Source organism: Kaistia geumhonensis (assembly GCF_030815145.1).
Classification (GTDB): Bacteria; Pseudomonadota; Alphaproteobacteria; order Rhizobiales; family Kaistiaceae; genus Kaistia; species Kaistia geumhonensis.
On sequence record NZ_JAUSWJ010000001.1, the window covers coordinates 552997 to 577868 of the forward strand.

General features: G+C 67.9%; 23 protein-coding genes. 9 read left to right on the forward strand and 14 right to left on the reverse strand.

Features of this window, described 5'->3' with window-relative positions:
• Positions 1-58 precede the first annotated feature (58 nt).
• Entirely contained in the window at positions 59-976 is a 918-nt protein-coding gene (locus QO015_RS02620; RefSeq protein WP_266281653.1) for a DMT family transporter, read from the forward strand.
• Here the strand turns inward: QO015_RS02620 and recJ are convergent.
• From recJ to QO015_RS02645, 5 genes are all read right to left on the reverse strand, one after another.
• On the reverse strand, positions 936-2750 hold the full coding sequence (gene recJ / locus QO015_RS02625; protein ID WP_266281651.1) for a single-stranded-DNA-specific exonuclease RecJ: 1815 nt from the start codon (positions 2748-2750) through the stop codon (positions 936-938). The genes QO015_RS02620 and recJ overlap by 41 nt on opposite strands.
• 12 nt (positions 2751-2762) lie before the next feature.
• Entirely contained in the window at positions 2763-3755 is a 993-nt protein-coding gene (gene glpX, locus QO015_RS02630) for a class II fructose-bisphosphatase (protein WP_266281649.1), read from the reverse strand.
• A gap of 18 nt (positions 3756-3773) precedes the next feature.
• Positions 3774-5102 carry a homoserine dehydrogenase gene (locus tag QO015_RS02635; protein ID WP_266281647.1) on the reverse strand — a complete coding sequence of 443 codons (1329 nt, stop codon included), beginning with the start codon at positions 5100-5102 and terminating at the stop codon, positions 3774-3776.
• 23 nt (positions 5103-5125) lie between these two features.
• Positions 5126-6346: an LL-diaminopimelate aminotransferase gene (locus tag QO015_RS02640; RefSeq protein WP_266281645.1), complete on the reverse strand. Its 1221-nt coding sequence runs from the start codon at positions 6344-6346 to the stop codon at positions 5126-5128.
• Between the two features lie 106 nt (positions 6347-6452).
• Positions 6453-6842: a hypothetical protein gene (locus QO015_RS02645; RefSeq protein WP_266281644.1), complete on the reverse strand. Its 390-nt coding sequence runs from the start codon at positions 6840-6842 to the stop codon at positions 6453-6455.
• Between the two features lie 216 nt (positions 6843-7058).
• Here QO015_RS02645 and QO015_RS02650 point away from each other — a divergent pair, with 216 nt between their 5' ends.
• Complete coding sequence (locus QO015_RS02650; protein WP_266282501.1) at positions 7059-8834, forward strand: PHA/PHB synthase family protein; 1776 nt, start codon at positions 7059-7061, stop codon at positions 8832-8834.
• 62 nt (positions 8835-8896) lie between these two features.
• On the opposite strand, the gene QO015_RS02655 is transcribed toward QO015_RS02650, so the two are convergent.
• Positions 8897-9733: an alpha/beta fold hydrolase gene (locus tag QO015_RS02655; RefSeq protein ID WP_266281643.1), complete on the reverse strand. Its 837-nt coding sequence runs from the start codon at positions 9731-9733 to the stop codon at positions 8897-8899.
• A 118-nt stretch (positions 9734-9851) separates the two neighbouring features.
• On the opposite strand from QO015_RS02655, the gene QO015_RS02660 reads away from it, so the two are divergent.
• Positions 9852-10874 (forward strand): GlxA family transcriptional regulator, encoded by a 1023-nt coding sequence (locus QO015_RS02660; RefSeq protein ID WP_266281642.1) that lies wholly within the window; start codon positions 9852-9854, stop codon positions 10872-10874.
• Between the two features lie 3 nt (positions 10875-10877).
• On the opposite strand, the gene gfa is transcribed toward QO015_RS02660, so the two are convergent.
• From gfa to rplM, 4 genes are all read right to left on the reverse strand, one after another.
• Complete coding sequence (gfa, locus tag QO015_RS02665) at positions 10878-11453, reverse strand: S-(hydroxymethyl)glutathione synthase (protein WP_266281640.1); 576 nt, start codon at positions 11451-11453, stop codon at positions 10878-10880.
• A gap of 109 nt (positions 11454-11562) precedes the next feature.
• Complete coding sequence (gene argC, locus QO015_RS02670) at positions 11563-12546, reverse strand: N-acetyl-gamma-glutamyl-phosphate reductase (protein ID WP_266281639.1); 984 nt, start codon at positions 12544-12546, stop codon at positions 11563-11565.
• A gap of 140 nt (positions 12547-12686) precedes the next feature.
• Positions 12687-13157 carry a 30S ribosomal protein S9 gene (gene rpsI / locus QO015_RS02675; protein WP_266281638.1) on the reverse strand — a complete coding sequence of 157 codons (471 nt, stop codon included), beginning with the start codon at positions 13155-13157 and terminating at the stop codon, positions 12687-12689.
• Between the two features lie 2 nt (positions 13158-13159).
• The gene (rplM, locus tag QO015_RS02680) at positions 13160-13624 is read right to left on the reverse strand and encodes a 50S ribosomal protein L13 (protein WP_266281637.1); all 465 of its coding nucleotides are present in this window, start codon (positions 13622-13624) and stop codon (positions 13160-13162) included.
• 315 nt (positions 13625-13939) lie between these two features.
• On the opposite strand from rplM, the gene QO015_RS02685 reads away from it, so the two are divergent.
• From QO015_RS02685 to QO015_RS02700, 4 genes are all read left to right on the forward strand, one after another.
• Positions 13940-14389, forward strand: a complete 450-nt coding sequence (locus tag QO015_RS02685) for a VOC family protein (RefSeq protein ID WP_266281636.1) — start codon at positions 13940-13942, stop codon at positions 14387-14389.
• Positions 14390-14400: 11 nt separating this feature from the next.
• Entirely contained in the window at positions 14401-15240 is an 840-nt protein-coding gene (locus QO015_RS02690; protein WP_266281635.1) for an SH3 domain-containing protein, read from the forward strand.
• Positions 15241-15248: 8 nt separating this feature from the next.
• On the forward strand, positions 15249-15686 hold the full coding sequence (locus tag QO015_RS02695) for a CoA-binding protein (protein ID WP_266281634.1): 438 nt from the start codon (positions 15249-15251) through the stop codon (positions 15684-15686).
• Positions 15687-15801: 115 nt separating this feature from the next.
• Positions 15802-17082: an O-acetylhomoserine aminocarboxypropyltransferase gene (locus tag QO015_RS02700; RefSeq protein ID WP_266281632.1), complete on the forward strand. Its 1281-nt coding sequence runs from the start codon at positions 15802-15804 to the stop codon at positions 17080-17082.
• Positions 17083-17235: 153 nt separating this feature from the next.
• Here QO015_RS02700 and QO015_RS02705 read toward each other — a convergent pair whose 3' ends face one another.
• From QO015_RS02705 to QO015_RS02715, 3 genes are read right to left on the reverse strand one after another with little or no spacing between them, the layout of a single operon-like run.
• Complete coding sequence (locus QO015_RS02705) at positions 17236-18414, reverse strand: BaiN/RdsA family NAD(P)/FAD-dependent oxidoreductase (protein WP_266281631.1); 1179 nt, start codon at positions 18412-18414, stop codon at positions 17236-17238.
• Entirely contained in the window at positions 18411-19160 is a 750-nt protein-coding gene (locus QO015_RS02710) for a pseudouridine synthase (RefSeq protein ID WP_266281630.1), read from the reverse strand. Before QO015_RS02710 ends, QO015_RS02705 begins: the two co-directional genes overlap by 4 nt.
• Complete coding sequence (locus QO015_RS02715) at positions 19157-20080, reverse strand: class I SAM-dependent methyltransferase (protein WP_266281629.1); 924 nt, start codon at positions 20078-20080, stop codon at positions 19157-19159. Before QO015_RS02715 ends, QO015_RS02710 begins: the two co-directional genes overlap by 4 nt.
• Before the next feature lie 119 nt (positions 20081-20199).
• Here QO015_RS02715 and recG point away from each other — a divergent pair, with 119 nt between their 5' ends.
• Complete coding sequence (recG, locus tag QO015_RS02720) at positions 20200-22308, forward strand: ATP-dependent DNA helicase RecG (protein WP_266281628.1); 2109 nt, start codon at positions 20200-20202, stop codon at positions 22306-22308.
• Between the two features lie 92 nt (positions 22309-22400).
• Entirely contained in the window at positions 22401-24125 is a 1725-nt protein-coding gene (locus tag QO015_RS02725; RefSeq protein WP_266281627.1) for a chloride channel protein, read from the forward strand.
• Positions 24126-24132: 7 nt separating this feature from the next.
• Here the strand turns inward: QO015_RS02725 and QO015_RS02730 are convergent, their stop codons facing one another.
• Positions 24133-24846 carry a DUF502 domain-containing protein gene (locus QO015_RS02730; RefSeq protein WP_266281626.1) on the reverse strand — a complete coding sequence of 238 codons (714 nt, stop codon included), beginning with the start codon at positions 24844-24846 and terminating at the stop codon, positions 24133-24135.
• Positions 24847-24872: the final 26 nt, after the last annotated feature.

Sequence of the window (24872 nt, forward strand, 5' to 3'; positions counted from 1 at the left end):
GCATTTTGTCCGGCGGCCCTGAAATATCGTTTCAACTTTCCGCCGGACCTCCCCGATCATGATCAAGGGCGTCGTTTTCGCGCTCACCAGCTATGCCGTGTTCTCCTTTGCGGATGCGGCGCTGAAGGCGGCCGGCGGCCGGCTGCACGTCGCCGAGATGACGCTGATCATCACGATCTTCTCCTGCGTCCCGGTCCTGTTCGCCAAGCCGCGGACGGAGCACTGGGGCGACATGATGCGCATGCACCGCCCGGCGCTGGTGATGCTCCGCCTCGCGGCTGCCCTCGCCGCCGGCCTCTTCAGCGCCTATGCCTTCACGACGCTGCCGCTGGCCGATGCCTATGCGCTGATCTTCCTGCTGCCGATCTTCGTCGTCGCCTTCTCGTTCTTCTATCTCGGCGAGCGGACGACACCGGCCCGGCTGGTCGGCCTCTTCGTCGGGCTCGTCGGCGTCATCCTCGTCGTCAAGCCCGGCTTCCAGCAACTGATGCTCGGCCACGCCGCCGCCATCGCGACCGCCATCGCCGGAACGGTGTCGCTTCTGACGCTGCGCGTCATCAGCCGGACGGAGCGGCAGGTGACTCTGATCGGCACGCTGATGATCGGCTCGCTGGCTCTCAACGGCGCCATCACTCTGTTCGTCTACGAGACGCCGACGATGCGCGAGGTCATGCTGCTCGCGCTCTGCGGCGTGCTTGCCGGGCTCGGCCATCTCACCATGATGGCGGCGACCCGCCATGCCGAAGCCAACCGGATCGGGCCGACGCAATACAGCCAGATCGTCTGGGCGGTGGTGCTCGGCGGTTTCTTCTTCGACGAATATCCGGACGCCATCTCGATGGGCGGCATTGCCCTCGTCGTGCTCTCCGGCTTCCTGAACTTCCTGGGCGTCCGCGGACCGAAGACCACCCGCCGGTCCGTGACGGTGGAGCCGGTCAGCGCGGCAGCGGCGGCTCCGCGACATCCAGGATCCTGAGGCTCGGCTGCCGCCTCCCCTGCCAGTGATCGATGCCGAGCGTCCCGGCGACATGCAGCGCGCGGCCGCGGCTTTCGGTGAGCATGCGGCCGAGCTCCGTGCCGGCGGCGCGGAAGGCGATGCCGCGCAGGGTCTGGTCGCCGCCCGAAAGCGACACGCGCACATGGCCGTTGCCCACCGGCTCGGCATAGGCGATCCGGTGCGACGGGAAGGCGAAGACCGGCTCCGGATGGCCGGCGCCGAAGGGGCCCGCCCGCTCGATCGCCTCGATGAAGTCCGGCGTCGCGGCGCGCGCCGTCAGCGCTCCGTCGACGGCGAGCGAGGTCACTGCGCGGGCGGTGCGCGACGCCTCGCCGGCCCGCTCCTCAAGGAAGGCGCGGAAATCGCCGAGCTTCGTCCGCTCGATGGTGATGCCGGCTGCCATGGCGTGGCCGCCTCCCTTGACGAGCAGGCCCTCGGCGACAGCCGCCCGGACGAGAGACCCCAGATCGACGCCGGGGACCGATCGGCCCGAGCCGGTGCCGAGGCCGTTCGGGGCGATCGCGATGGCGAAGGCGGGACGCTGGAAACGCTCCTTCAGCCGCGCCGCGATGAGGCCGACGATGCCGGGATGCCATTGCGGATCGGCCGTGACGATGACGGCCGGTCCCTCCCCGCCCCCAATCTCGGCATCGGCCTCGGCGAGCGCCTGCTCCAGCATCGCCGCCTCGACGGCCTGCCGCTGGCGGTTGAGCTCGTCGAGTTCCGCGGCGATCACCTCGGTCTGCGCCGCCTCGTCGAGCGACAGCAGCCGGGCGCCGAGCGCCGCGTCGCCGATGCGCCCGCCGGCATTGATGCGGGGGCCGATCAGGAAGCCGAGATGATAGGGCGACAGCGGCGCATCGATGCGCGCAAGGCGCCCGAGCGCTGCGATGCCACTGTTGGCGCCGCGGCGGAGCGCGATCAGTCCCTTGACGACGAAGGCGCGGTTGAGCCCGACGAGCGGCACGACATCGCAGACCGTGCCGAGCGCCACGAGGTCGAGCCACTGCAGGAGGTCTGGCTCGGTCCGCGCGCCGGCATACCAGCCGCGCCGGCGCAGCTCACGATTGACTGCGACGATGGCGAGGAACGTGACGCCTACCGCGGCGAGATAGCCGAGGCCGGAGAGATCGTCCTGCCGGTTGGGATTGACGACAGCGACGGCCGGCGGCAGCTCGGCCCCCATCTGGTGATGGTCGAGCACGACGGCCGGACGGCCGAGCGACGCGGCGACGCCGAGCGCCTCGTGGCTGGTCGAGCCGCAGTCGACGGTGACGATGAGTTCGGCGCCTTCATCGATCAGCGTGCGGATGGCGTCGGGATTGGGGCCGTAGCCCTCGAAGATCCGGTCGGGGATATAGATGCGCGGCGTGAGCCCCTGCGCGGCCAGGAACCGGGCCAGCAATGCCGAGGACGTCGCGCCGTCGACGTCGTAGTCGCCGAAGATCGCGACCTGCTCGCCGCGCTCGACGGCGTCGGCAATGCGGGCCGCGGCGGCATCCATGTCGGTGAGGGTGGACGGGTCCGGCATCAGCCGGCGGAGGCTCGGCTCCAGGAACTCGGCCGCCGCGTCGACGGTAACGCCGCGCGCCGCGAGCACGCGGGCGAGCAGTTCGGGCAGTTCATGCCGCTGGACCATGGCGGTGGCGGCGAGGCTCGCGGCCGCGTCGAGCCGCTCGTCCCAGCGACGGCCGGACACCGACCGGTCGACGCCGAGGAAGCTGCGCCGTCCGGCCGGACCGAATTCTGACATCGATGACGTCGATCAGCTCTCCGCCGCGAACTTCTCGAGCTCGCGGTGGGTGGCCTTGATGAAGCGGATGGTGCCCTTGGACGAGCGCATGACGAGCGTCTCGGTCGTGATGCGGCCATCGCGGGCGAAGCGGACGCCGTTCAGCATATTGCCGTCGGTGACGCCCGTGGCAGCGAAGAGGACCTCGCCGCGGACCATCTCGTGATGGGTGTACTTCTTGTCGAAGTCGGTGACGCCCATGCGCAGCGCGCGCGCCTTCTGCGATTCCGACTGCGTGACCAGCCGGCCCTGCATCTGGCCGCCGGTGCAGCAGAGCGCGGCGGCGGCGAGAACGCCTTCCGGTGCGCCGCCGACGCCGAGATAGATGTCGATGCCGGTCGTGTCGGGATCGGTCACGTCGATGACGCCGGCGACGTCGCCGTCACCGATGAGGCGGACGGCGGCGCCGGTGGCGCGCACTTCCTCGATCAGCTTGGCATGGCGGGGACGGTCGAGAATGCAGGCCGTCACCTCCTCGACGCGCACGCCTTTCGCGGCGGCGATGGCGGCGATGTTCTCCGTCGGCGAGCGGTCCAGATCGACGACACCCTCCGGGTAGCCGGGGCCGACGGCGATCTTGTCCATGTAGACGTCCGGCGCATGCAGGAGCGAACCGCCTTCGGCGATCGCCACCACGGCCAGCGAGTTCGGCAGGTTCTTCGCGCAGATCGTGGTGCCCTCGAGCGGGTCGAGAGCGATGTCGACGCGCGGGCCATGGCCGTTGCCGACTTCCTCGCCGATATAGAGCATCGGCGCCTCGTCCCGCTCGCCCTCGCCGATCACGACGGTGCCGGCGATTGCGAGATTGTTGAGCTCGCGGCGGAGCGCGTCGACGGCAGCCTGGTCGGCAGCCTTCTCGTCGCCGCGGCCGCGCCAGCGGGCGGCGGCGACGGCGGCGCGCTCGGTCACGCGCACCAGCTCCAGCGTCAGGATGCGGTCAAGTCCCGCGGACTTCGGTTCCGTCAACACTGCCAATCTCCCCGCTCAGGCAAACTGTTCGATGCGTATCATCTGCGGTCGCTCGGCGATATGGCCGTCGACGCTGATCCGGTCGAGCGCATCCTTGATCTGCGCTTCCGTCGTATCATAGGTGATCAGGATGACAGGCTGAGGCGCCATGGGCGTCGGATGCTCGGGCGCATCGGCCCGCGGCGCGCGGCGGCGCTGAACGATCGACTCGAGCGAGATGCCGTTCTCGGCCATGCGCTGCGCGATCGAGGCGAAGGCGCCGGGACGGTCATAGACGGAGAGGCGGATATAGTAGCCGCCCTCATGCGCCCGCATCGCCGCCTGGCGATAGGGCTCGAGCGCCGAAGCGGGCCGGCCGAAGGTGCCGACGATGTCGCCGCGCGCGATGTCGGCGATGTCGCTCATCACGGCCGACGCCGTCGCATCGCCGCCGGCACCAGGTCCGGAGAGAACCAGGCGGCCGACGAAATCGGCCTCGACGGCGACGGCATTGGTCACCCCGTCGACCCGCGCGATCGGCGAGGACTTCGGGACCATGGTCGGATGGACGCGCTGCTCGAACCCGGTATCGGTCCGGCTCGCGACGCCGAGGAGCTTGATGCGGTAGCCGAGCTCGTCCGCGGCCTCGATATCGGCCGTGGTGATCGAGCGGATACCCTCGACATAGACCGCGTCGGCGTCGATGCGGTTGCCGAAGGCGATGGCGGCGAGCAGCGACAGCTTGTGCGCGGTGTCGAAGCCGTCGATGTCGAAGGTCGGATCGGCCTCGGCATAGCCGAGCCGCTGCGCCTCCGCGAGGCAGGTCTCGAAGGAGAGGCCCTCACGCTCCATCCGCGTCAGGATGTAGTTGCAGGTGCCGTTGAGGATTCCGTAGACGCGGGCGACCCGGTTGCCGGCGAGCGACTCGCGCAGCGTCTTGATGATCGGGATGCCGCCCGCCGCCGCCGCCTCGAAATTCAGCGAGACGCCCTGCGCCTCGGCCAGTGCGGCGAGCGCTGCGCCGTGCCTTGCGAGCAGCGCCTTGTTGGCGGTCACCACATGCTTGCCGGCGGCCAGCGCGGCCTCGACCGCCTCGCGGGCCGCGCCCTCGGCGCCGCCCATCAGCTCGACGAAGACGTCGATCTCGGGCGAGCGCGCCAGCGCGACGGGATCGTCGAACCAGGCGCAATCGGAGACGTCGACGCCGCGATCGCGGCTGCGGTCACGCGCGGCGACCGCGGTGACGGCGATCATCCGGCCGCTGCGCACGCCGATATCGCGCCCGTGCCGGGCAACGAGGCGAATCAGGGACGCGCCAACTGTGCCCAGGCCCGCGACGCCCAGCCTCAAAACCGAATGATTCATCCATCGCCCCAGAGGGGCCCGGCTTAACGCCGGGCGCTGCTGATCGGGACGACGTTGTGCAACGTTTTGTCTGCCGATTCAAGGAAGCGGCGGATGTTCCGCGCGGCCTGGCGGATGCGCTGCTCGTTCTCGACGAGAGCAATGCGGACATACTCGTCGCCATGCTCGCCGAAGCCGACGCCGGGCGCGACCGCGACATCGGCCTTCTCGATCAGGAGCTTCGAGAATTCGAGGCTGCCGAGCGAGCGGAACTGCTCGGGAATCGGCACCCAGGCGAACATCGAGGCGCGCGGAGCCGGAATGTCCCAACCGGCGCGGCCGAAGCTCTCGACCAGCGCGTCGCGGCGGTTCTTGTAGGTGCGGCGCATGTCGGCGATGCAGTCCTGCGGACCGTTCAGCGCCGCCGTCGCCGCGACCTGGATCGGGGTATAGGCGCCGTAATCGAGATAGGACTTCACGCGGGCGAGCGCCGCGATCAGCCGCTCGTTGCCCACCGCGAAGCCCATGCGCCAGCCGGCCATGGAGTAGGTCTTCGACATCGACGTGAACTCGACCGCAACATCCATCGCGCCCGGCACCTGCAGGATCGAGGGCGGCGGATAATCGTCGAAATAGATCTCGGCATAGGCGAGGTCGGAGAGCACGAACAGGTCGTGCTTGCGCGCGAAGGCAACGACGTCGCGGTAGAAGTCGAGGTCGGCGACGTGCGCCGTCGGATTGGACGGGTAGCAGAGCACCACCGCGATCGGCTTCGGGATCGAATGGATCACCGCCCGCTCCATCGCGTGGAAGAACTCCGGCCCGGGCTCGGACGGCACCGAGCGGATGACGCCGCCCGCCATCAGGAAGCCGAAGGCGTGGATCGGGTAAGAGGGATTGGGGCAGAGCACCACGTCGCCCGGCGCGGTGATGGCCTGCGCCATGTTGGCGAAGCCTTCCTTCGAGCCGATCGTCGCGACGATCTGGGTCGCCGGATCGAGCTTCACGCCGAAGCGGCGCTCGTAATAGGCGGCCTGTGCCTTGCGCAGTCCGTTGATGCCGCGCGACGCGGAGTAGCCGTGCACATCGGGGCGCGCCGCGGTCTCGGCGAGCTTCTGCACGATGTGGGGCGGCGTCGGCAGGTCCGGGTTGCCCATGCCGAGATCGATGATGTCGGCGCCTGCTGCCCGCGCGCTCGCCTTCAGCCGGTTGACCTGCTCGAAGACGTATTGCGGCAGACGCCGCACGCTGTGGAACTCGCTCATGGCTCCGAATCCATTTCGGGTGGATGTTGTTCTTCAAGTCTCGATGCGCGCCGCCTCCGGCGCGGCGCGGTTCATAACAGAGAACCGCAGCCGGAGGTGAGCGCTTTCATTGCGGGCATTTCGTGGCATCGACGACCTTGTCGGTGCCGCATCCATTCCTGATCTCCTCGAGGGTCAGTTCGCCATGGGTGCGGGCGATCTGATCCAGTTCGGCGGCCGATACGGCGCCCTGCTGCTTGGCGTCGGCTCCGGTCTGCGGGCTCGCGACGGCAGCCTTTGCCTTGATCGCAGCCATCGCCTTCTGCTGCTCGTCCGGCGTCAGCGGCTTGCCGGGCTGGGGAACGCCGCCGACATTGATGTTGGGATAGGTCCCGTCCTTCTGCAGCTCCGGATCGGGGCTGAAATCGAATGTCTTCTTGACCGTGTTGCACCCGGCCAACGCTGCGGCCAGCGCCAGCGCCAGCGCGAGCCCGAGAGAGAAAACCCGCCGCCGCATTCCGCCATCCGCCATCGCCGTCATCATCATTCTCTGCCTGGAGGGTAAGCGCTCTCTTAAACGCGACCCGGATATGCCTCGTCGTGCGGAACTATTACACTCGCCGCGTCGCGTTTGCAGCGCCGACGGGCAAATGGCATCGACGGAGAGAGCATGGCCGGGGACAAGAACGGTTCGGGCGAAGCGAAATCCGCGGCGGGCTCGCCGATCAGCCTCATGGTCAAGGACCCGGAAAGGCTGGCGCGCAACATCGCGCTGATCGTCGAAGCCCTCTCCCGCGCCGCCGCCAACTATCTGAAACCGCGCGAGAACGGCTCGGTCTCGGGGGATCTCGTCGACGAGATCAGCGAGATCGTGAAGACGCTGTCGAAGGTCGTCGAATACTGGACCTCGGACCCGTCGCGCAGCTTCACGGCTCAGACCCGCCTGTTCGGCCGCTATTTCGCGCTCTGGAACACGATGCTCGCCCGCATGGCCGGCGCCGAGATGCCGCCCATCGCGAAGCCGGACCCGCGCGACAAGCGCTTTCAGGACCCGCAATGGTCGGAAAACGCCTATTTCGACTTCATCAAGCAGTTCTATCTCGTGACCGCGCAATGGGCTGACGAACTCGCCCGCGACGCGACCGATCTCGACCAGCACACCCGCCTCAAGGCGCGATTCTATGTGCGCCAGGTCGCCAACGCGATCTCGCCATCGAATTTCCTCTTCACCAATCCCGAGATCCTGCGCGACACGCTCGATTCGAGCGCGGAGAATCTCGTTCGCGGCGCCAACATGCTGGCCGACGACATCGCCGCCGGCGAGGGCGAACTCAAGATCCGCCAGGTCGACACCAAGAGCTTCACGATCGGCGGCAATCTCGCACTGACTCCGGGCAAGGTCGTGCACCAGAACGATGTCTGCCAGCTCATCCAGTACAAGCCGGCGACCGCCGAGGTGCTGAAGCGGCCGCTGCTGATCGTTCCGCCCTGGATCAACAAGTTCTACATTCTCGACCTCACGCCCGAGAAATCCTTCATCAAATGGGCGGTCGAGCAGGGCCACACCGTCTTCGTCGTCTCCTGGGTCAATCCCGACGAGCGGCAGGCGGGGAAGAGTTTCGAGCACTACATGCGCGAGGGCATCCTCGAATCGCTCGACGTGATCCAGAAGATCACGCGCGAGAATGAGGTGAACGCCATCGGCTACTGCGTCGGCGGCACGCTGCTCTCCTTCACGCTCGCCTATATGGCGGCGACGGGCGACACGCGGATCGCCGCGGCGACGCTGTTCGCGACTCAGGTGGACTTCACCTTCGCCGGCGATCTCAAGGTGTTCATCGACGAGGAGCAGATCGAGTCGCTCGAGAAGAAAATGAGCGTCCGCGGCTATCTCGAAGGGAAGAACATGGCGTCTTCCTTCAACATGCTGCGCTCGAACGAACTCATCTGGTCCTATGTGGTCAACAACTACTTCCGCGGCCGCGAGCCGATCCCGTTCGACCTCCTCTTCTGGAACTGGGACGCCACGCGAATGCCGGCGGCCAACCACTCGTTTTATTTGAGGAATTGCTATCTCGACAACAAGCTGGCCAAGGGCGAGCTTGAGGTCGGCGAGACGAAGCTGTCGCTGCGCGACGTGAAGATCCCGATCTTCAACCTCGCGACCCGCGAGGACCATATCGCCCCGCCGCGCTCCGTCTTCTACGGCTCGTCGTTCTTCGGGGGGCCGGTGACCTTCGTCCTGTCCGGCTCGGGCCACATCGCGGGCGTCGTTAATCCGCCGGTTCGCAAGAAGTACCAGTACTGGACGGGGCCGGCGCCGGTCGGCGACGGCTTCGACGAATGGCTCATGCATGCCGAGGAGCATCCGGGCTCCTGGTGGCCGCACTGGCAGGCCTGGGTCGAGAGCCTCGACGATACGCGCGTCAAGGCACGCATTCCCGGCGGGCGGCGCGTCAAGCCGATCGAGGACGCGCCGGGAAGCTATGTGAAGGTGATGTCGGAGTAGGTGGCGCCATGCCCGGGACCAACCCGGGCATGACGGCATTTCGTACGGCCGGGCCGGTCCGGTCAGGCCTGGACGAAGGCCAGCAGATCGGCGTTGAGCACGTCGGCGTTGACGGTCAGCATGCCGTGCGAGAAGCCCGGATAGGTCTTGAGCTGGCCGTTCTTCAGGAGCTTTACCGCCAGACGCGAGGAGTCGTCGATCGGCACGACCTGGTCGTCCTCGCCATGCAGCACCAGCGTCGGCACGGAGATGGCCTTGAGGTCCTCGGTCTGATCGGTTTCCGAGAAGGCCTTGACGCCGTCATAGTGGGCCTTGGCGCTGCCGGTCATGCCCTGGCGCCACCAATTGGCGATCACCGGCTCGGAGACCTTCGCGCCAGGACGGTTGAAACCGTAGAACGGGCCCTCGGCGACGGCGCGGAAGAACTCGGCGCGATTGGCGGCGAGCGCCGAGCGGAAGCCGTCGAACACCTCGATCGGGAGGCCGCCGGGGTTCGAGGCCGTCTTCACCATGATCGGGGGAACGGCGCTGACGAGAATCGCCTTGGCGACGCGGCCCTGCGGCTCGCCGAACTTCGCGACATAGCGGGCGACTTCGCCGCCGCCGGTCGAATGGCCGATGTGAACGGCGTTGCGGAGGTCGAGATGCTCGGCGACGGCGCTGGCGTCCGCCGCGTAGTGATCCATGTCGTGACCTTCGGAGACCTGCGCCGACCGGCCATGGCCGCGGCGGTCATGGGCGACGACCCGGTAACCCTTGGCGAGGAAGAACAGCAGCTGCGCATCCCAATCGTCGCTGGACAGCGGCCAGCCATGGTGGAAGACGATCGGCTGCGCTTCCTTCGGACCCCAGTCCTTGTAGAAGATCTCGACGCCGTCCTTGGTCGTGACATAAGCCATGATCTCGTTCCTTCGCTGCGGGACGGCGGGGTTGCCATCACCAGTGATCCGGTTCTACGGCCAGCCATGCGCTCTGCCGCGTGGCGCATCCGACAATATGCGAGGCAAAAGTGACAGCATGACCACGGCCGCCGATCTTTGCGCCGAAGTGGGCCTCGTGATCTTCCCGGACTGTCAGCTCTCGGCGGTCTACGGGCTGACGGACGTCTTTCGCATCGCGGGCGAGATGAGCGCGTCGCGCGCAGAAGGCGGCAAGGCGCACGCCATCCGCGTCAGCCACTGGCAGCTTTCCGCCGATGGCGGCGAGGTCGTGTGCAGCTATGACAGCCACCCCGGCCAGCCGCACCGGCTCACCTATCTCATCACGCCGCCGAGCCTCATCGTGCCCTCGCGCATGCAGCCGATGGGCAACCTGACCGACTGGCTGGCCAGCCGCCACGCGGCGGGCACGACGCTGGTCTCGGTCTGCGCCGGCGCCTTTCTCGTCGCCGAAACCGGACTCCTCGACGGGCGGCCGGCGACGACGCACTGGGCCTTCGCGGCCGAGCTGGCGCGGCGCTATCCCTCGATCCGTGTCGATTCGAGCCGCATGGTCATCGACGACGGCGACATCGTCACCGCCGGCGGCATCCTCGCCTGGACCGATCTCGGACTGACGCTGGTGGCGCGCCATCTCGGCCCCACCATCATGCTCGATACAGCGCGGTTCCTGCTCATCGATCCGCCGGGCCGCATGCAGCAGCCCTATGGCGGCTTCGTCGACCGGCGAGACCATGGCGACGCGGCGATCCTGAAGGCCCAGCTCTGGATGCACGGCAATGGCGCCAGGGATCATGCCATCCCCGAGCTCGCCGAGATCGCCGGCCTCGGCGAGCGCACCTTCCAGCGACGCTTTCAGAAGGCGACCGGCATGAAGGCCACCGAATATGCGCAGCAGATCCGCATCGAACGGGCGCGCGAGGCGCTGGAGCTGACGCGCAAGCCCGTCGAGCAGGTCGCCTGGGACGTCGGCTATGGCGATCCCTCGGCCTTCCGCCGCATCTTCCAGCGCATCACCGGCCTGGCGCCGGCCGATTACCGGCGCCGCTTCGGCCTGATGCAGCGAGAGGCCGCGGGACCGGCCGGCGGTGCTACTCCTTGAGCGCTATTCCCGGAGCATGCCGGCCTTGCGCGCCGCGAAGGTGGCGAGCACGTCCATCAGCGCCGGCGACAGGCAGTCATAGGGCTCGAGCCCGACCTCACGGATGCGGCCGCGTATGCCATCCATCTCGCGTGGCGGCACGCCGCTCTCGATGACCGACGAGACGAAGGCGGCGAATTGCGGCGCCTGCCAGCCCTTGTCCTTCGACAGCTCCGTATGGACGAAAGTGAGCCCCTTGAAGGCGTGATCGCGCTCGACCGGCCCATGCATGTGGGCGCCGCAGGCCTTGCAGGCATGGCGCTGGATGAGGGCCGACGGATCGACGACCGCGAGCTTGTCGCCGTTCTCGGTGACATGGACATTGGCCGTCGGCGCGACGGCGACGATGGAGAAGATCGCGCCGGCCGGCTTCCAGCACTTCGTGCAGCCGCAGGCGTGGTTGTGGGCGACCTGTCCGTCGATGCGCACCTTGACCGGGCGGTCGGTGCACAGGCACGTGAGCGTGCCGCCCGAGAAACTCTCCGAACCGGCGACGACGCCATCGTCGATCGCCGGATGAAGGCGAACCTTGTCTGGCATTTCCTGCTCCCTCGGCATTCTTGTCGCGACCCTCTTCCGGGGCCGCCGACAGGAACGCTAATCCCGTTCCCGCAACTTGGGAACGGGATCGCGGAAGCGTGATGCGGCGCTATTCGAGACCCGAAGCTTCCTCGAGCCCGAGCGAGAGGTTGAGGTTCTGCACCGCCGCGCCGGACGCGCCCTTGCCGAGATTGTCGAGCAGCGCTAGGGCGAGCCCCTGCCCGTTCGCCTCGTTGCCGAACACCATGATCCTCAGGCGGTTGGTGTCGTTGAGGTTCTCGGGATCGATCAGCGCATGGAAACCGGCCGCGCCCGCGCGCGCCTTCTGCACGGCAGCCGCATCCTCGACGCCGAGCACCTCGATGAAGCGCTCGCCGGCATAGTGCTTCTCATAGGCGGCGGTGAGATCCTCGGCCTTCGGCTTGGCCGGAAGGCGCGCCAGATGCAGCGGCAGCTCGATGATCATGCCCTGCGCGAAGCGGCCGACCGAGGGCGTGAAGATCGGTGCTTCCGCGATCGCGCCATAGCGGACGATCTCTGGCAGATGCTTGTGAGCGAGCGTCAGCCCATAGGGGCGGAACGCGTCATGCGATCCGGGCGGCGGCGTCTGCTGCTCGAACTCGGCGATCAGCCCCTTGCCGCCGCCGGAATAGCCGGAGATGCCGTTCACGAAGAGCGGCCAGTCGGCGGGAAGCAGTCCGGCGTCGACGAGCGGGCGGATGAGCGCAATGGCGCCAGTCGCGTAGCAGCCGGGATTGGCAATGCGGGTCGCGCCGGCGATCTTCGCGCGCTGCCCCGCGTCGAGCTCGGCGAAGCCATAGGCCCAGCCGGGGAACACGCGATGCGCGGTGGAGGCGTCGATAATGCGGGTCGCGGGATTGGTGACGAGCGTCACCGCCTCACGCGCGGCATCGTCCGGCAGGCAGAGGATGACGGCATCGGCGAGATTCATGATCTCCGCCCGCGCGGTCCTGTCCTTGCGATGCTCGGGATCGATCGAGAGAAGCGCGATATCCGGCCGGCCCTCGAGGCGCTGGCGGATCTGCAGCCCCGTCGTCCCGGCCTCGCCATCGATGAAAACCTTGGCAGACATGTTCGCTTCCTCGCAGACACCAGCCTTCCCGCGCCGATGCGGCGGGGCGGAGCCGGCCTATCAGGTGGATGTGACAGGGCCATAGAAAAAGGGCGCCCGGTTGCCCGAAGCGCCCTTTCGCGTTGAATGAACGACGCGGCTTAGCGCTTCGAGAACTGGAAGCTGCGGCGGGCCTTGGCGCGGCCGTACTTCTTGCGCTCGACGACGCGGCTGTCGCGGGTCAGGAAGCCGCCCTTCTTGAGGACGCCGCGCAGTTCCGGCTCGTAATAGGTCAGCGCCTTGGAGAGGCCATGGCGCAGCGCGCCGGCCTGGCCCGAGAGGCCGCCACCGGCAACCTTGGCGTCGACGTCATACTGGCCGTTGCGATTGGCGACGCCGATCGCCTGACGCACGAGCATCTGCAGCACCGGACGGGCGAAGTAGGCCGAGAAGTCCTTGCCGTTGACGGTGATCTTGCCGGTGCCGGGACGGATCCAGACGCGGGCGATCGCGTTCTTGCGCTTGCCGGTCGCATAGGCACGGCCATGCGCGTCGAGCTTCTGAACGTGAACCGGGGCGGCGTTCTCGGTCGAGGCCGTGACGAGGCCCTGGAGGGACTGGAGATCGGCCATGGTCAGGCAACCCTCTTGTTCTTCGGATTGAGCGCCGCGACGTCGAGGACTTCCGGCTGCTGCGCCTCATGCGGATGCTCGGCACCGGCATAGACGCGGAGATTGGAGAACTGGCGACGGCCGAGCGGACCCTCGGGCAGCATGCGCTCGACAGCCTTCTCGATGACTCGCTCCGGGAAGCGGCCCTCGATCAGCTGGCGCGGGCTGCGCTCCTTGATGCCGCCGATATAGCCGGTGTGCCAGTAATAGCGCTTGTCGGTATACTTGCGGCCGGTGAACACGACCTTCTCCGCATTGATGACGATGACGTTGTCGCCGTCGTCGACATGCGGGGTGAAGCTCGCCTTGTGCTTGCCGCGCAGGCGGTTGGCCACGATCGTGGCAAGCCGTCCGACGACAAGGTCCGTGGCGTCGATCAGAATCCACTTCTTCTCGACATCCGCCGGCTTGGTGGAGATGGTGCTCATTGTGAAACCCGTTTCTCGTGCCCGTTCAGGCAGGGGAATGGAGGCGGCAGGGCCTTCACCCCGTCGTTGGCGCTTCGTCTACAGGGGCCGGACCCTCGCGTCAACCATGACGAACACGTGGCAAAGCCGAATTTCTGCATGAATTCCATTGGCATGGCCATATTCGTACCATGATACCACATAGAGCGCCCGGCGGATTTCCGCCATGATGCTGCGCTCTGATGATCCGGCGAGCGGGAACGGACGCCCCGGCCCTTCCCGCGCCCGGTCGATCGGCTATTGTGCTGCGCAACAGGCACGGTCAGGGAACGACAGATGACGGAAAACGGCCTTTCCCCGCGGCTCAGCATCGTGACGCTCGGCGTCGCGAATGTCGCGCGGGCGCGCAGTTTCTACGAGAAGCTCGGCTGGCAGCCGTCATCGGCCAGCCAGGAGCAGATCGTCTTCTTCCAGCTTTCCGGAGTCGTTCTCGCGCTCTTCAACCGCGAGCAACTGGCCGACGACGCGACCGTCGCGCCCGCCGGCGACGGCTTTCGGGCCGTGACGCTCGCGCACAATGTCGATTCGGAAGCGGCGGTCGATGCCGCCCTCGCCCATGCCGAACGCAGCGGCGCCTCGATCGTCAAGCCGGCGTCCAAGGTGTTCTGGGGCGGCTATTCCGGCTATTTCGCCGATCCCGACGGCCATCTCTGGGAGGTGGCCTACAACCCGTTCTTCGCCTTCGACGAGGCCGGCCGCCTCGCCCTTCCGGGCCCGGCCGCATGAAGAGGCTTGCCATGACGACCTTTCGCCTTGCTCTCCCGCTGGCGGCCGCGGCTCTGCTCGCGCCGCTCCCTGCGCTGGCCATCCAGCCCTATGAAAGCGTCACGGCGACCTACGACACTGCCGGAGCGGACGATCCGGGCCTCAAGACCTTCCTCGAATCGCTCCGCAAGGCGCTCGACTCCAGCGATTCAACCTTCCTGAAGCTCGCTGTCGCCAAGGATCTCGCGATCTACTCGCCAGCCGTCGGCTTCCCCGACGGCCAGACGCATGGCCCGCTCGCCAATCCTGACAAGCACGAGTCGGCGCAGCGCCTCGACGAGGCCGCCGCGCTGATGGGCTCGGCCGATGTCGAATACACGCGCGACGACCTCGACAGCATGATCCTCGATCTCTTCGGCACCGCGCTGGAGCCTGGCACGATCGGCAAGTCCGCCATCGCCGGCGGCCGGCTCTGCGCGCCGGCCGAGCCGGTGTTCGACCGCGCCAAGGCAGTCGCCATGGCAGAGGCCGCCGACGTTCCGCCGGGCAATCTCTGGATCCTGTCGGAAAAGACCGACTTCCACGAAAAGCCGGACGCCAAGTCGCCGGTGGTGGAGACGCTGCCCGCCAATACGGTCGTGCCCTTCATCGAGGGGTCGGTCGACGTGCCCGCCGACAGCGCCACGACCGACGCCGAAGCCGCCGAGGAGACCGACGGCGGTGAGGGCGGCTGGTATTCCGTGGCCCTCCCCTCGGGCAAGATCGGCTATGCTTCCAACGACGCCTCGCTCGGCTTCCAGGCGGTCAGCGTCTGCTTCGGCAAGGTCGACGACAACTGGCTCGTGACCGCGGTCATCGTGCCGAGCCTCTAGGGGACGCAATGCCCGTCAATCACGACCGCTACGACGACGCCTATCTCAGCGAAATTCTCGAAACGACGCGGACCATCGCCATGGTCGGCGCCAGCGCAAAGGCCGAACGGCCGAGCCATGGCGTGCTCGCCTATCTCATCAGCTGCGGCTACGAGACCTTTCCGGTGCATCCGGGGCTCGCCGGCGGCGAGATTCTCGATCGCAAGGTCTATTCGAGGCTCGCCGATATTCCGGCACCGGTCGACATGGTCGACGTCTTCCGCAATTCCGATGCGATCCCCGCGCTGGCAGACGAGATTCTCGCGCTGCCGCGCCTGCCGCGCGTCGTCTGGCTTCAGCTCGGAATCCGCAACGACGAGGCCGCGGCGAAGCTGGAGGCGGCCGGCATCAAGGTCGTCATGAACCGCTGCCCGGCCATCGACCGCCCTCGCCTGCTCGGTCGCTGACCGCTTCGGCAAATTCATCCTGAGATCGGGCGCGGCGGCGGAACAATGTTCTTTGCCTGCGCCTGCCAGTCCGCGCTATCGATAGAAAAAGTGCGCCACGGCTTGGGAGGTGATCATGGCCGAAGACAGGATTCCGGGATTTTCGACGCTTGCCGTCCATGCCGGCGCGCAGCCGGACCCGACGACCGGCGCCCGCGCGACGCCGATCTACCAGACGACGTCCTTCGTCTTCGAGGATGTCGACCACGCGGCGTCGCTGTTCGGCCTGCAGGCCTTCGGCAACATCTACACCCGCATCGGCAACCCGACCAACGCCGTGCTCGAGGAGCGCGTGGCGGCGCTCGAGGGCGGCACGGCGGCGCTCGCGGTTGCGTCCGGTCATGCGGCGCAGCTCCTCGTCTTCCACACGCTGCTGTCGCCCGGTGACGAGTTCGTCGCCGCCCGCAAGCTCTATGGCGGTTCGATCAACCAGTTCTCCAACGCCTTCAAGAGCTTCGGCTGGAACGTCGTCTGGGCCGATCCCGACGATATCGGCTCCTTCGAGCGGGCGATCACGCCGAAGACCAAGGCGATCTTCATCGAATCGATCGCCAATCCCGGCGGCATCGTTACCGACATCGCAGCCATCGCCGCCGTCGCCAAGCGGGCGAACGTGCCGCTCATCGTCGACAACACGCTGGCGACGCCCTACCTCGTGAAGCCGTTCGAGCATGGCGCGGACATCGTCGTCCATTCGCTGACCAAGTTCCTCGGCGGCCACGGCAATTCGATCGGCGGCGTGATCGTCGACGGCGGCCGGTTCAACTGGTCGCGCGAGGGCCGCTATCCCAAGCTGTCGCAGCCGCTCGCCGAATATGGCGGCATCGTCCTCGCCGAGAGCTTCGGCAATTTCGCCTTCGCCATCGCCTGCCGCGTGCTCGGCCTGCGCGATCTCGGCCCGGCTCTGGCGCCGCACAGCGCCTTCCTGATCCTGACCGGCATCGAAACGCTGCCGCTGCGCATGCAGCGTCATTCGGAGAATGCGCTCGCCGTCGCCGAATTCCTGGCCGATCATCCGGCCGTGTCGTGGGTCAGCTATGCCGGCCTGCCGGGCGACCGCTATCACAATCTGGCCCGCCGCTATGCGCCGAAGGGCGCCGGCGCCGTCCTGACCTTCGGGCTGGCCGGCGGGTATGACGCGGGCATCAAGCTCGTCTCCTCGGTGAAGCTCTTCTCGCATCTCGCCAATATCGGCGACACGCGCTCGCTCATCATCCACCCCGCCTCGACGACCCACCGCCAGCTCTCCGACGCGCAGAAGGTCGCGGCCGGCGCAGGTCCGGACACGGTGCGCCTGTCGGTCGGCATCGAGGACAAGGAAGACATCATCGCCGACCTGCAGCAGGCGTTGGCGTAAGGATCGCATCAGAACGTCATGGCCGGGCTCGACCCAGCCATGACGTTCGTCGTCGGCGTCAGTCAGGCAAGTCGTGGATGCGCTGACACGCCAGGGCATGATGCGCGCGACTGACGGGCGGTCGCAGGCGAGCCATGCGGCTCCGAACCAATCTCACGCCGCCTGTCCGGCCGCCCAGCCCGAGGCCCAGGCCCACTGGAAATTGTAGCCGCCGAGCCAGCCGGTGACGTCCACGACCTCGCCGACGAAAAAGAGGCCGGGCACGCGCTTCGCCATCATCGTCTTCTGGTCGAGTTCGGCCGTATCGACGCCGCCGACCGTGACCTCCGCGGTGCGGTAGCCTTCCGATCCGTTCGGCCGCAGCATCCAGCCATTCACGGACGCATCGATCGCGGTGAGCACCGCGTCGCTGCAATCGGCGAGATGGGGACGCGCCTTCGCCTCGGCTGAAACGAACAGCGCCAGCCGCTTCGGCAGCACCTCGCCGAGCAGCGTGGCGGGCGCCTGACGGCCATTCGTGGCGCGCGCCTCGCGGAGTCGCGCCAGCAGGTCGACCGACGGAGCGAGGGCGATGCGGATCGGCTCTCCCTCCTTCCAGAAGGACGAGATCTGCAGGATCGCCGGACCGGAAATCCCGCGATGGGTGAAGAGCAACGCCTCGTCGAATCCCGTCTTGCCGAAGCTCGCCCTCCCCTCGACCGAAAGACCGGCCAGCGGCGCGGTCTTCTCAAGAAGCGCCGGATCGAGGGTCAACGGCACGAGGCCGGGACGGGTCGGCAGGATGGCGATGCCGAACTGCCGCGCGATGCGATAGCCGAAATCGGTGGCGCCCATCTTGGGGATCGACAGTCCGCCCGTCGCCACCACGAGCGAGGCGGCCTCCACGGTCTCGCCGGCGAGCGCGAGGCGGAAGCCGTCCGGCCCATGCTCGACACCCGAGACCGGCGTCGCGAGACGCAGCGTCACGCCGCCCATGGCCATTTCCGCGACCAGCATCTCGACGATCTGCCTGGCCGAACCGTCGCAGAAGAGCTGGCCGAGCTTCTTCTCGTGCCAGGCGATGCGATGACGCTCGACCAGCGCGATGAAGTCACGCGGCGTATAGCGCTTCAGCGCCGAGATGGCGAAACGCGGATTGGCGGAGAGGAAATTTGCCGGCGTGGCGCCGAGATTGGTGAAATTGCAGCGCCCGCCGCCGGAGATGCGGATCTTCTCGCCCGGTGCGCGGGCATGATCGACGACGAGCACGCTGCGGCCCCGACGGCCGGCTTCCGCCGCTGCCATCATGCCGGCCGCGCCGGCTCCTATGACGGCGACGTCGAAGCGATTCACGCGGGCCGCTCCGCGGCGAAGATGCGCGCGATGCCGGCCTCGTCCAGGATGCGGAAGGCGCCCGGCTCGAGATCGGCCGGCAGGTCGAGGCCGCCGACACGGTCGCGATGGAGCGCATCGACATGGTTGCCGAGCGCCGCGAACATTCGGCGGACCTGATGGTAGCGCCCCTCGTTCAGCGTCACGAACACCTCGGTCGGGGTGACGGTCTCCATCGCCACGGGAAGCAGCGGCTTCTCCTCGCCTTCGAGCATCAGCGTCCCCGACGCGAGCGCGGCGCCCTCGTTGCCCGCCAGCGGGCGGGCAAGGCGGACATGGTAACGCTTCGGCACGTGGCTCTTCGGCGCGATGATCCGGTGCAGCAGCGCGCCGTCGTCGGTGAGCAGGATGAGACCCGAGGTCTCCTTGTCGAGGCGGCCGACCGTCGACAGTGCCGGGTCCCGGCGCCGCCAGCGCTCCGGCAGCAATCCATAGATCAGCGGCCCCGCATCCTTCTGCGAACAGGTGACGCCGAGCGGCTTGTTCAGCATCAGGATGAGGCCGGGCGGCGGATCGAGCGGCGCACCATCGACCGTCATGCGCGAGACGAGGTCAGCCTTCACATAGATGCGCTGCGCCGGATCGGTCTCCGCTTCGCCATCGAGGATCACCCGCCCGCCCTCGATGAGCGCCTGCACCTCGCGGCGCGAGCCATAGCCGAGATTGGCCAGCAGCTTGTCGAGCCGCGCCGTCGGGATCTTGGTCATCGGATGGCCTCGACCAGCTTGTAGCCCTCGCTGCCGCCATCGCCGAGCGGCCGCACCTGGGCGAAGGCCTCGGCGAGCACGCTCTCATAAGGGAGATGAAGGTTGGCGGTGAGATAGAGCCGCCCGCCACGACGCAAAGACTGCGCGGCGCGGCGGATGAAGGTCTGGCCAAGCTGGCGATCCTCGACGCCGCCGTCATGGAAGGGCGGGTTCATGACGACGAAATCGAGACCTTCCGGCAGGTTGCGGGCGGTTCGCACATCCGCCCACAGGAAGGCGGCGCGAGGATCGACGACATTGTGCTCGGCGCAGTCGACCGCGCGGCGGTCGATATCGACCAGGAGGAGCGACGTCACCAGCGGCGAGGTCAGCACCGCGCGGGCGAGGACGCCGATGCCGCAGCCGAAATCGGCGCCGCGCCCGGAGACGACCGGCAGCGTGTCGATCAGCATGCGCGTCGCCGGGTCGACGCGATCGAAGGCGAAGATGCCCGGCTGCGACCAGAGCCCGAGTTCCTGCACGATGCGCGGCTTGCCGGCCTCGATCGCCTCCTTGATGCCGACCAGCGGGCGATCCTTCCGGACCGTGGCAATGCGATGATGGCGGCGCGGCGCGGCCTCGGCATCGAGCCCGAAGGCCTGAAGTTCGGCGGCGAGTCGGCTGCCGCCCTTTCGGATCGGCGCCATGACGGTGAGTTCGCCACCGTCTGCGAGCGCCTCGAGGCCGAGCGCGAGCGCATGGCCGCGCTCGACGGTGCCGGGCGGCGCGAGCATCACCAGCGAGGCGAGGCTGCCGCCGGCATCCTCGAGCCGAGCGGCGCCGGGCACCAGCGGCGAGAACTGGACGGCCCCCGCCGGAACCTCGGCGAGGTCCGGTGGCGGAACTCCATAGACGCCGTGCTGCTGGTGCTGCTCTGCCATGCCCGATCCTGTCGTGAACGCGCGTTCCTACAGGCGAAGTCGCCGCGGCGAAAGAGTTTTGGCTTTACGGGCCGCCGCGCGCATCAGTATTGAGGGCTCGCCGGAGACAGAACGCCGCCATGCGCCCCGACATCCTCAACCCGCTCTTCCGCGACGTGACGAGCCTTGCCGGTGTCGGTCCGAAGGTGGGCGAGGCGATCGGACGCCTGCTCGGGACCGAGGAAGGCGCCGGCCTGCCGCGGGTCGTGGACCTCCTCTTCCACCTGCCGACTGGGATCGTCGACCGCCGCAACCAGCCGGGCGTCGCGCGTTCGCCGGAAGGCGCGATCGTGACGCTCGAGCTTCGCATCGACCGGCATGTTCCGCCACCGTCCGGAAACCGCAAGCAGCCCTACCGCGTCTTCGCGACCGATGAGAGCGGCGAGATCGCGCTCGTCTTCTTCCATGCCGAAACGACCTTTCTCGAACGCATGATGCCGGTCGGCGCGATCCGCTATGTCAGCGGGCGGGTCGAGTGGTTCAACGGCCGGCCGCAGATGGTCCATCCCGACCATGTCGTCGACCGCGAGGCGTTCGAAAAACTGCCGATGGTCGAGCCGGTCTATCCGATGACGGCCGGCCTCGCCCGCAAGACGCTCGCCCGCGCCGTCCAGGGAGCGCTGGAGGCCGTCCCGGTCCTGGGCGAGTGGATGGACGCGCCGCTGCTCGCGCAGCGCCGGTGGCCGGCCTTCAAGGCGGCGCTGGAGGCTGCGCATGCGCCGTCCGCCGAAACGGACCTCTTACCCGAAAGCCCGCATCTCTCGCGGCTCGCCTATGACGAGATCCTCGCCAGCCAGCTGGCCCTCGCCCTCACCCGCGCCAATCTTCGCCGCGCCTCGGGCCTCGAAAGGCGTGGCGACGGGCGCATGCGGGCGGCGATCTCGGCCGCCCTGCCCTTCAGCCTGACCGGGAGCCAGCAGCAGGCGATTGCCGAAATCGAATCCGACCTCGCGGCGCCGGACCGGATGCTGCGCCTGCTGCAGGGCGATGTCGGCTCCGGCAAGACGCTCGTGGCCCTCATGGCGGCGGCGATCGTCGTCGAGGCCGGATCGCAGGCGGCGCTGATGGCGCCGACAGAACTGCTCGCCCGCCAGCATGCCAAGACGCTGGCCCCGCTCGCCGCGGCGGCGGGCATCAGGCTCTCCGTGCTCACGGGACGCGAGAAGGGTCGCGAGCGGCAGGCGATCCTCGATGCGCTCGCTGACGGCTCGCTCGATCTCGTGGTCGGCACGCATGCCGTCTTCCAGGCGGGCGTCGCGTTTCGCGACCTCGGCCTCGCCATCGTCGACGAGCAGCATCGCTTCGGCGTGCACCAGCGCCTCGCGCTCGCCGGCAAGGGCTCGGCGACGGACATCCTCGTGATGACGGCGACGCCGATCCCGCGCACGCTCGTCCTCGCCGCCTTCGGCGACATGGATGTCTCGCGGCTCACGGAGAAGCCGGCCGGTCGGCGGCCGATCGAGACACGCACCATTCCGCTGGAGAGGCTCGACGAGGTTGTCGGCCGGATCGGTTCTGCGATCGCCGCCGGCGCCAAGGCCTATTGGGTGTGTCCGCTGGTCGAGGAATCGGAAGAGGTGGATGCAGCGGCGGCCGCTGCCCGCTTCGCCGAATTGAGATCGGCGCTCGGCCCGATGGTCGGGCTCGTGCACGGGCGCATGAAGGCGGCCGAAAAGGACGCTGCGATGCTCGCCTTCCAGCGCGGCGAAACGCGGCTCCTCGTCGCGACGACCGTGATCGAGGTCGGCGTCGACGTGCCGGACGCGACGATCATGGTCATCGAGCATGCCGAGCGCTTCGGTCTCGCGCAGCTCCACCAGCTTCGCGGGCGCGTCGGGCGCGGATCGGGCGCGTCGACATGCCTGCTGCTCTATCGCGGACCGCTCGGCGAAACCGCCCATGACCGGCTGGCGATCATGCGCGAGACGGAGGACGGCTTCCGTATCGCCGAAGAGGACCTTCGCCTGCGCGGCGAAGGCGACCTTCTCGGCACCAAGCAATCCGGCGTTCCTGGCTTCCGAATCGCGAGCTTCGAGAAGCATGGCGCGCTGTTCGAGATCGCCAGGCAAGATGCGCGCATGATCGTCGAGCGCGACCCGGGCCTCGAAAGCGAGCGCGGCCGCGCACTTCGCCTCCTGCTCTATCTCTTCGGCCGGGATGCCGCGATCCGGCTGCTCCGCGCGGGCTGAACCGTCTCGCAACTGCCGTGTTTCGGCGTTAGTGGGGATACCCACCTCATCCGACAGCATCCATGCCTCTCCCCACCACCCCCGAACGCCTGATGATCCGGCTGCGCGCGCTGCTCAGGTCGAGCGAGCCGACCCTTCTCGGCTTCGCCGCGCTGATCGGCGTGCTGTCCGGCATCGTGGTGGTCGCCATCGCCTCGATCACGCAGGGCCTGCATGTCCTGCTCTACGGCATCGACCCGGACGAGAAGCTGAGCGCTTCGATGTCGATCGACTGGTGGCATGCCGCCATTCCCGTGGCGGGCGGTGCCCTTCTCGGCCTCGTCATCTACATCTTCCGCAATCGTCGCCGCCTGATCGTCGACCCGATCGAGGCCAATGCGCTGCATGGCGGCCAGATGTCGCTCGGCGACAGCCTCCGTGTCGGGCTCGAAAACACGATCTCGAACGGCTTCGGCGCCTCGGTCGGCCTCGAGGCAGGCTATACGCAGGTGGCCAGCGGCATCGCCTCGGCGCTCGGGACGCGGTTCGGCCTTCGCCGGACCGATCTCCGCCTGATGGTCGGCTGCGGCTCGGCGGGGGCGATCGCGGCCGCGTTCGGGGGGCCGCTCACCGGCGCCTTCTACGCCTTCGAGCTCATCATCGGCGTCTATTCGGTCGCCAATGTCGCGCCGGTGCTGATCGCGGCGCTGGCCGGCTATCTCATCTCGCGCGCGCTTGGCCTCGAAGCCCACATCATCTCGATCAGCGACGGATTCCAGGTCGATGCGACGCACTATCCGCCCTATCTGGCGCTCGGCCTGCTGCTCGGCCTGCTCGCGATCGGGATCATGCGGCTGATCACGCTCGTCGAGCGCGGCTTCCAGACAAGCGGGCTGCCCCGATTCTTCCGCCCGGCGGTGGGCGGCGTCGCCGTCGGGGCGCTCGCCCTCGTCACGCCGCAGGCGCTCTCCGGCGGCCATGGCGCGCTCTATCTCAACCTCGCCACGACGCCGGCCGTGGGGACGCTGATCATCGTGATCCTCGCCAAGATCGCAGCGACCTCGGCCTCGGTCGGCTCGGGCTTTCGTGGCGGCCTCTTCTTCGCCTCGCTCTTTCTCGGCGTGCTTGCGGGCCGGCTCTACGGCGTCTCGCTGGAGATGCTCTTCCCCGGCCTCGCCCTCGACCCGACGGTCACGGCCGTCGTCGGCATGAGCGCGCTTGCGGTCGGCGTCATCGGCGGACCGCTGACCATGACCTTTCTGGCGCTGGAGGCGACGCGCGACTTGCAATTGACCGGGATCGTCCTCGCAGCCTCGATCCTCTCGACGATCACCGTGCGGCAGCTCTTCGGCTACTCCTTCTCGACCTGGCGCCTGCATCTGCGCGGCGAGACGATCCGCGGCGCGCAGGATATCGGCTGGCTACGCGATCTGACCGTCGGCCGCATGATGCGAACCGATGTCCGCCCGATCGTCGCCACCATGCGGCTCGACGCCTTCCGCAGCCTCTATCCGCTCGGCTCGGCGCAGCGCGTCGTCGCGACCGATGCCAACGGCGCCTATGCCGGTATCGTGCTCATCGCCGATGCGCATGCGACGGCCGAGGCGGGTGACGAGACGGTGGCGCCGCTCTGCCGCTACCAGGGCAGCGTCCTGCTGCCGGACATGACGGCGCGCGAGGCCGCCGCCCTGTTCGACGCGGCGGAAAGCGAGGAACTGGCGGTGGTCGACGATCTCGACCACAAGCAGGTGATCGGCCTGCTGACGGAAGCCCATCTACTGCGCCGCTATGCCGAGGAACTCGACAAGGCGCGCCGGTCGCTCTCCGGCGAAAGCTGAAGCTCGATCAGTGTCCCGGCAGCCGCTGCGCCTGCGCGCGGATGCGGTCGGGATCGTATTCGGGAACGACGAGACCGGCGGAGAGGACGATCTTGGCCGCTTCCTCGACCGTCATGTCGAGCTCGATGAGGTCCTTGCGCTTCACGAATAGCATGAAGCCGGCGGTCGGGGCAGGCACCGGCGGCAGGAACACGGTCACCCACTCCTCGCCGTCGTCGCCGATGCGCTGGCGGATCTCGCCGCGCGTGTCGTTGGCGATGAAGACGATGGCCCAGACGCCCTTGTAGGGAAACTCCATCAGCGCCGTCTTGTGGAACGACTTGCTCTTGGAGGAGAGGATCGTCTCGAAGAGCTGCTTCAGCGCACCATAGAGCGTGCGCACCAACGGCGTTCGCCCGACCAGCCGCTCGCCGAAGCCGACCAGCGCCCGCCCCACGAAATTCGCCGTCAGGAAACCGAGCAGCGTCAGCGCCACCACCGCGACAGCGACGCCGAAGCCGGGCACGGAGAAGGGCAGATAGCCGTCCGGGCTGTATTCACGCGGGATGATCGGCTTCACCCAGCCGTCGATCCATTTGATCAGCGACCAGGTGAGATAGATCGTGATCGAGATCGGCGCCGCGATCACGAGCCCGGTGAGGAAATAGTTCCGCAACCGTGCGACCAGCCGTCGGCCGGGCGGCTCTCGCGGCGTGGATGTCGGGGGCTCTTCGAGGCTCATGCCGTCTCCTTGCGACAGGAAATCGG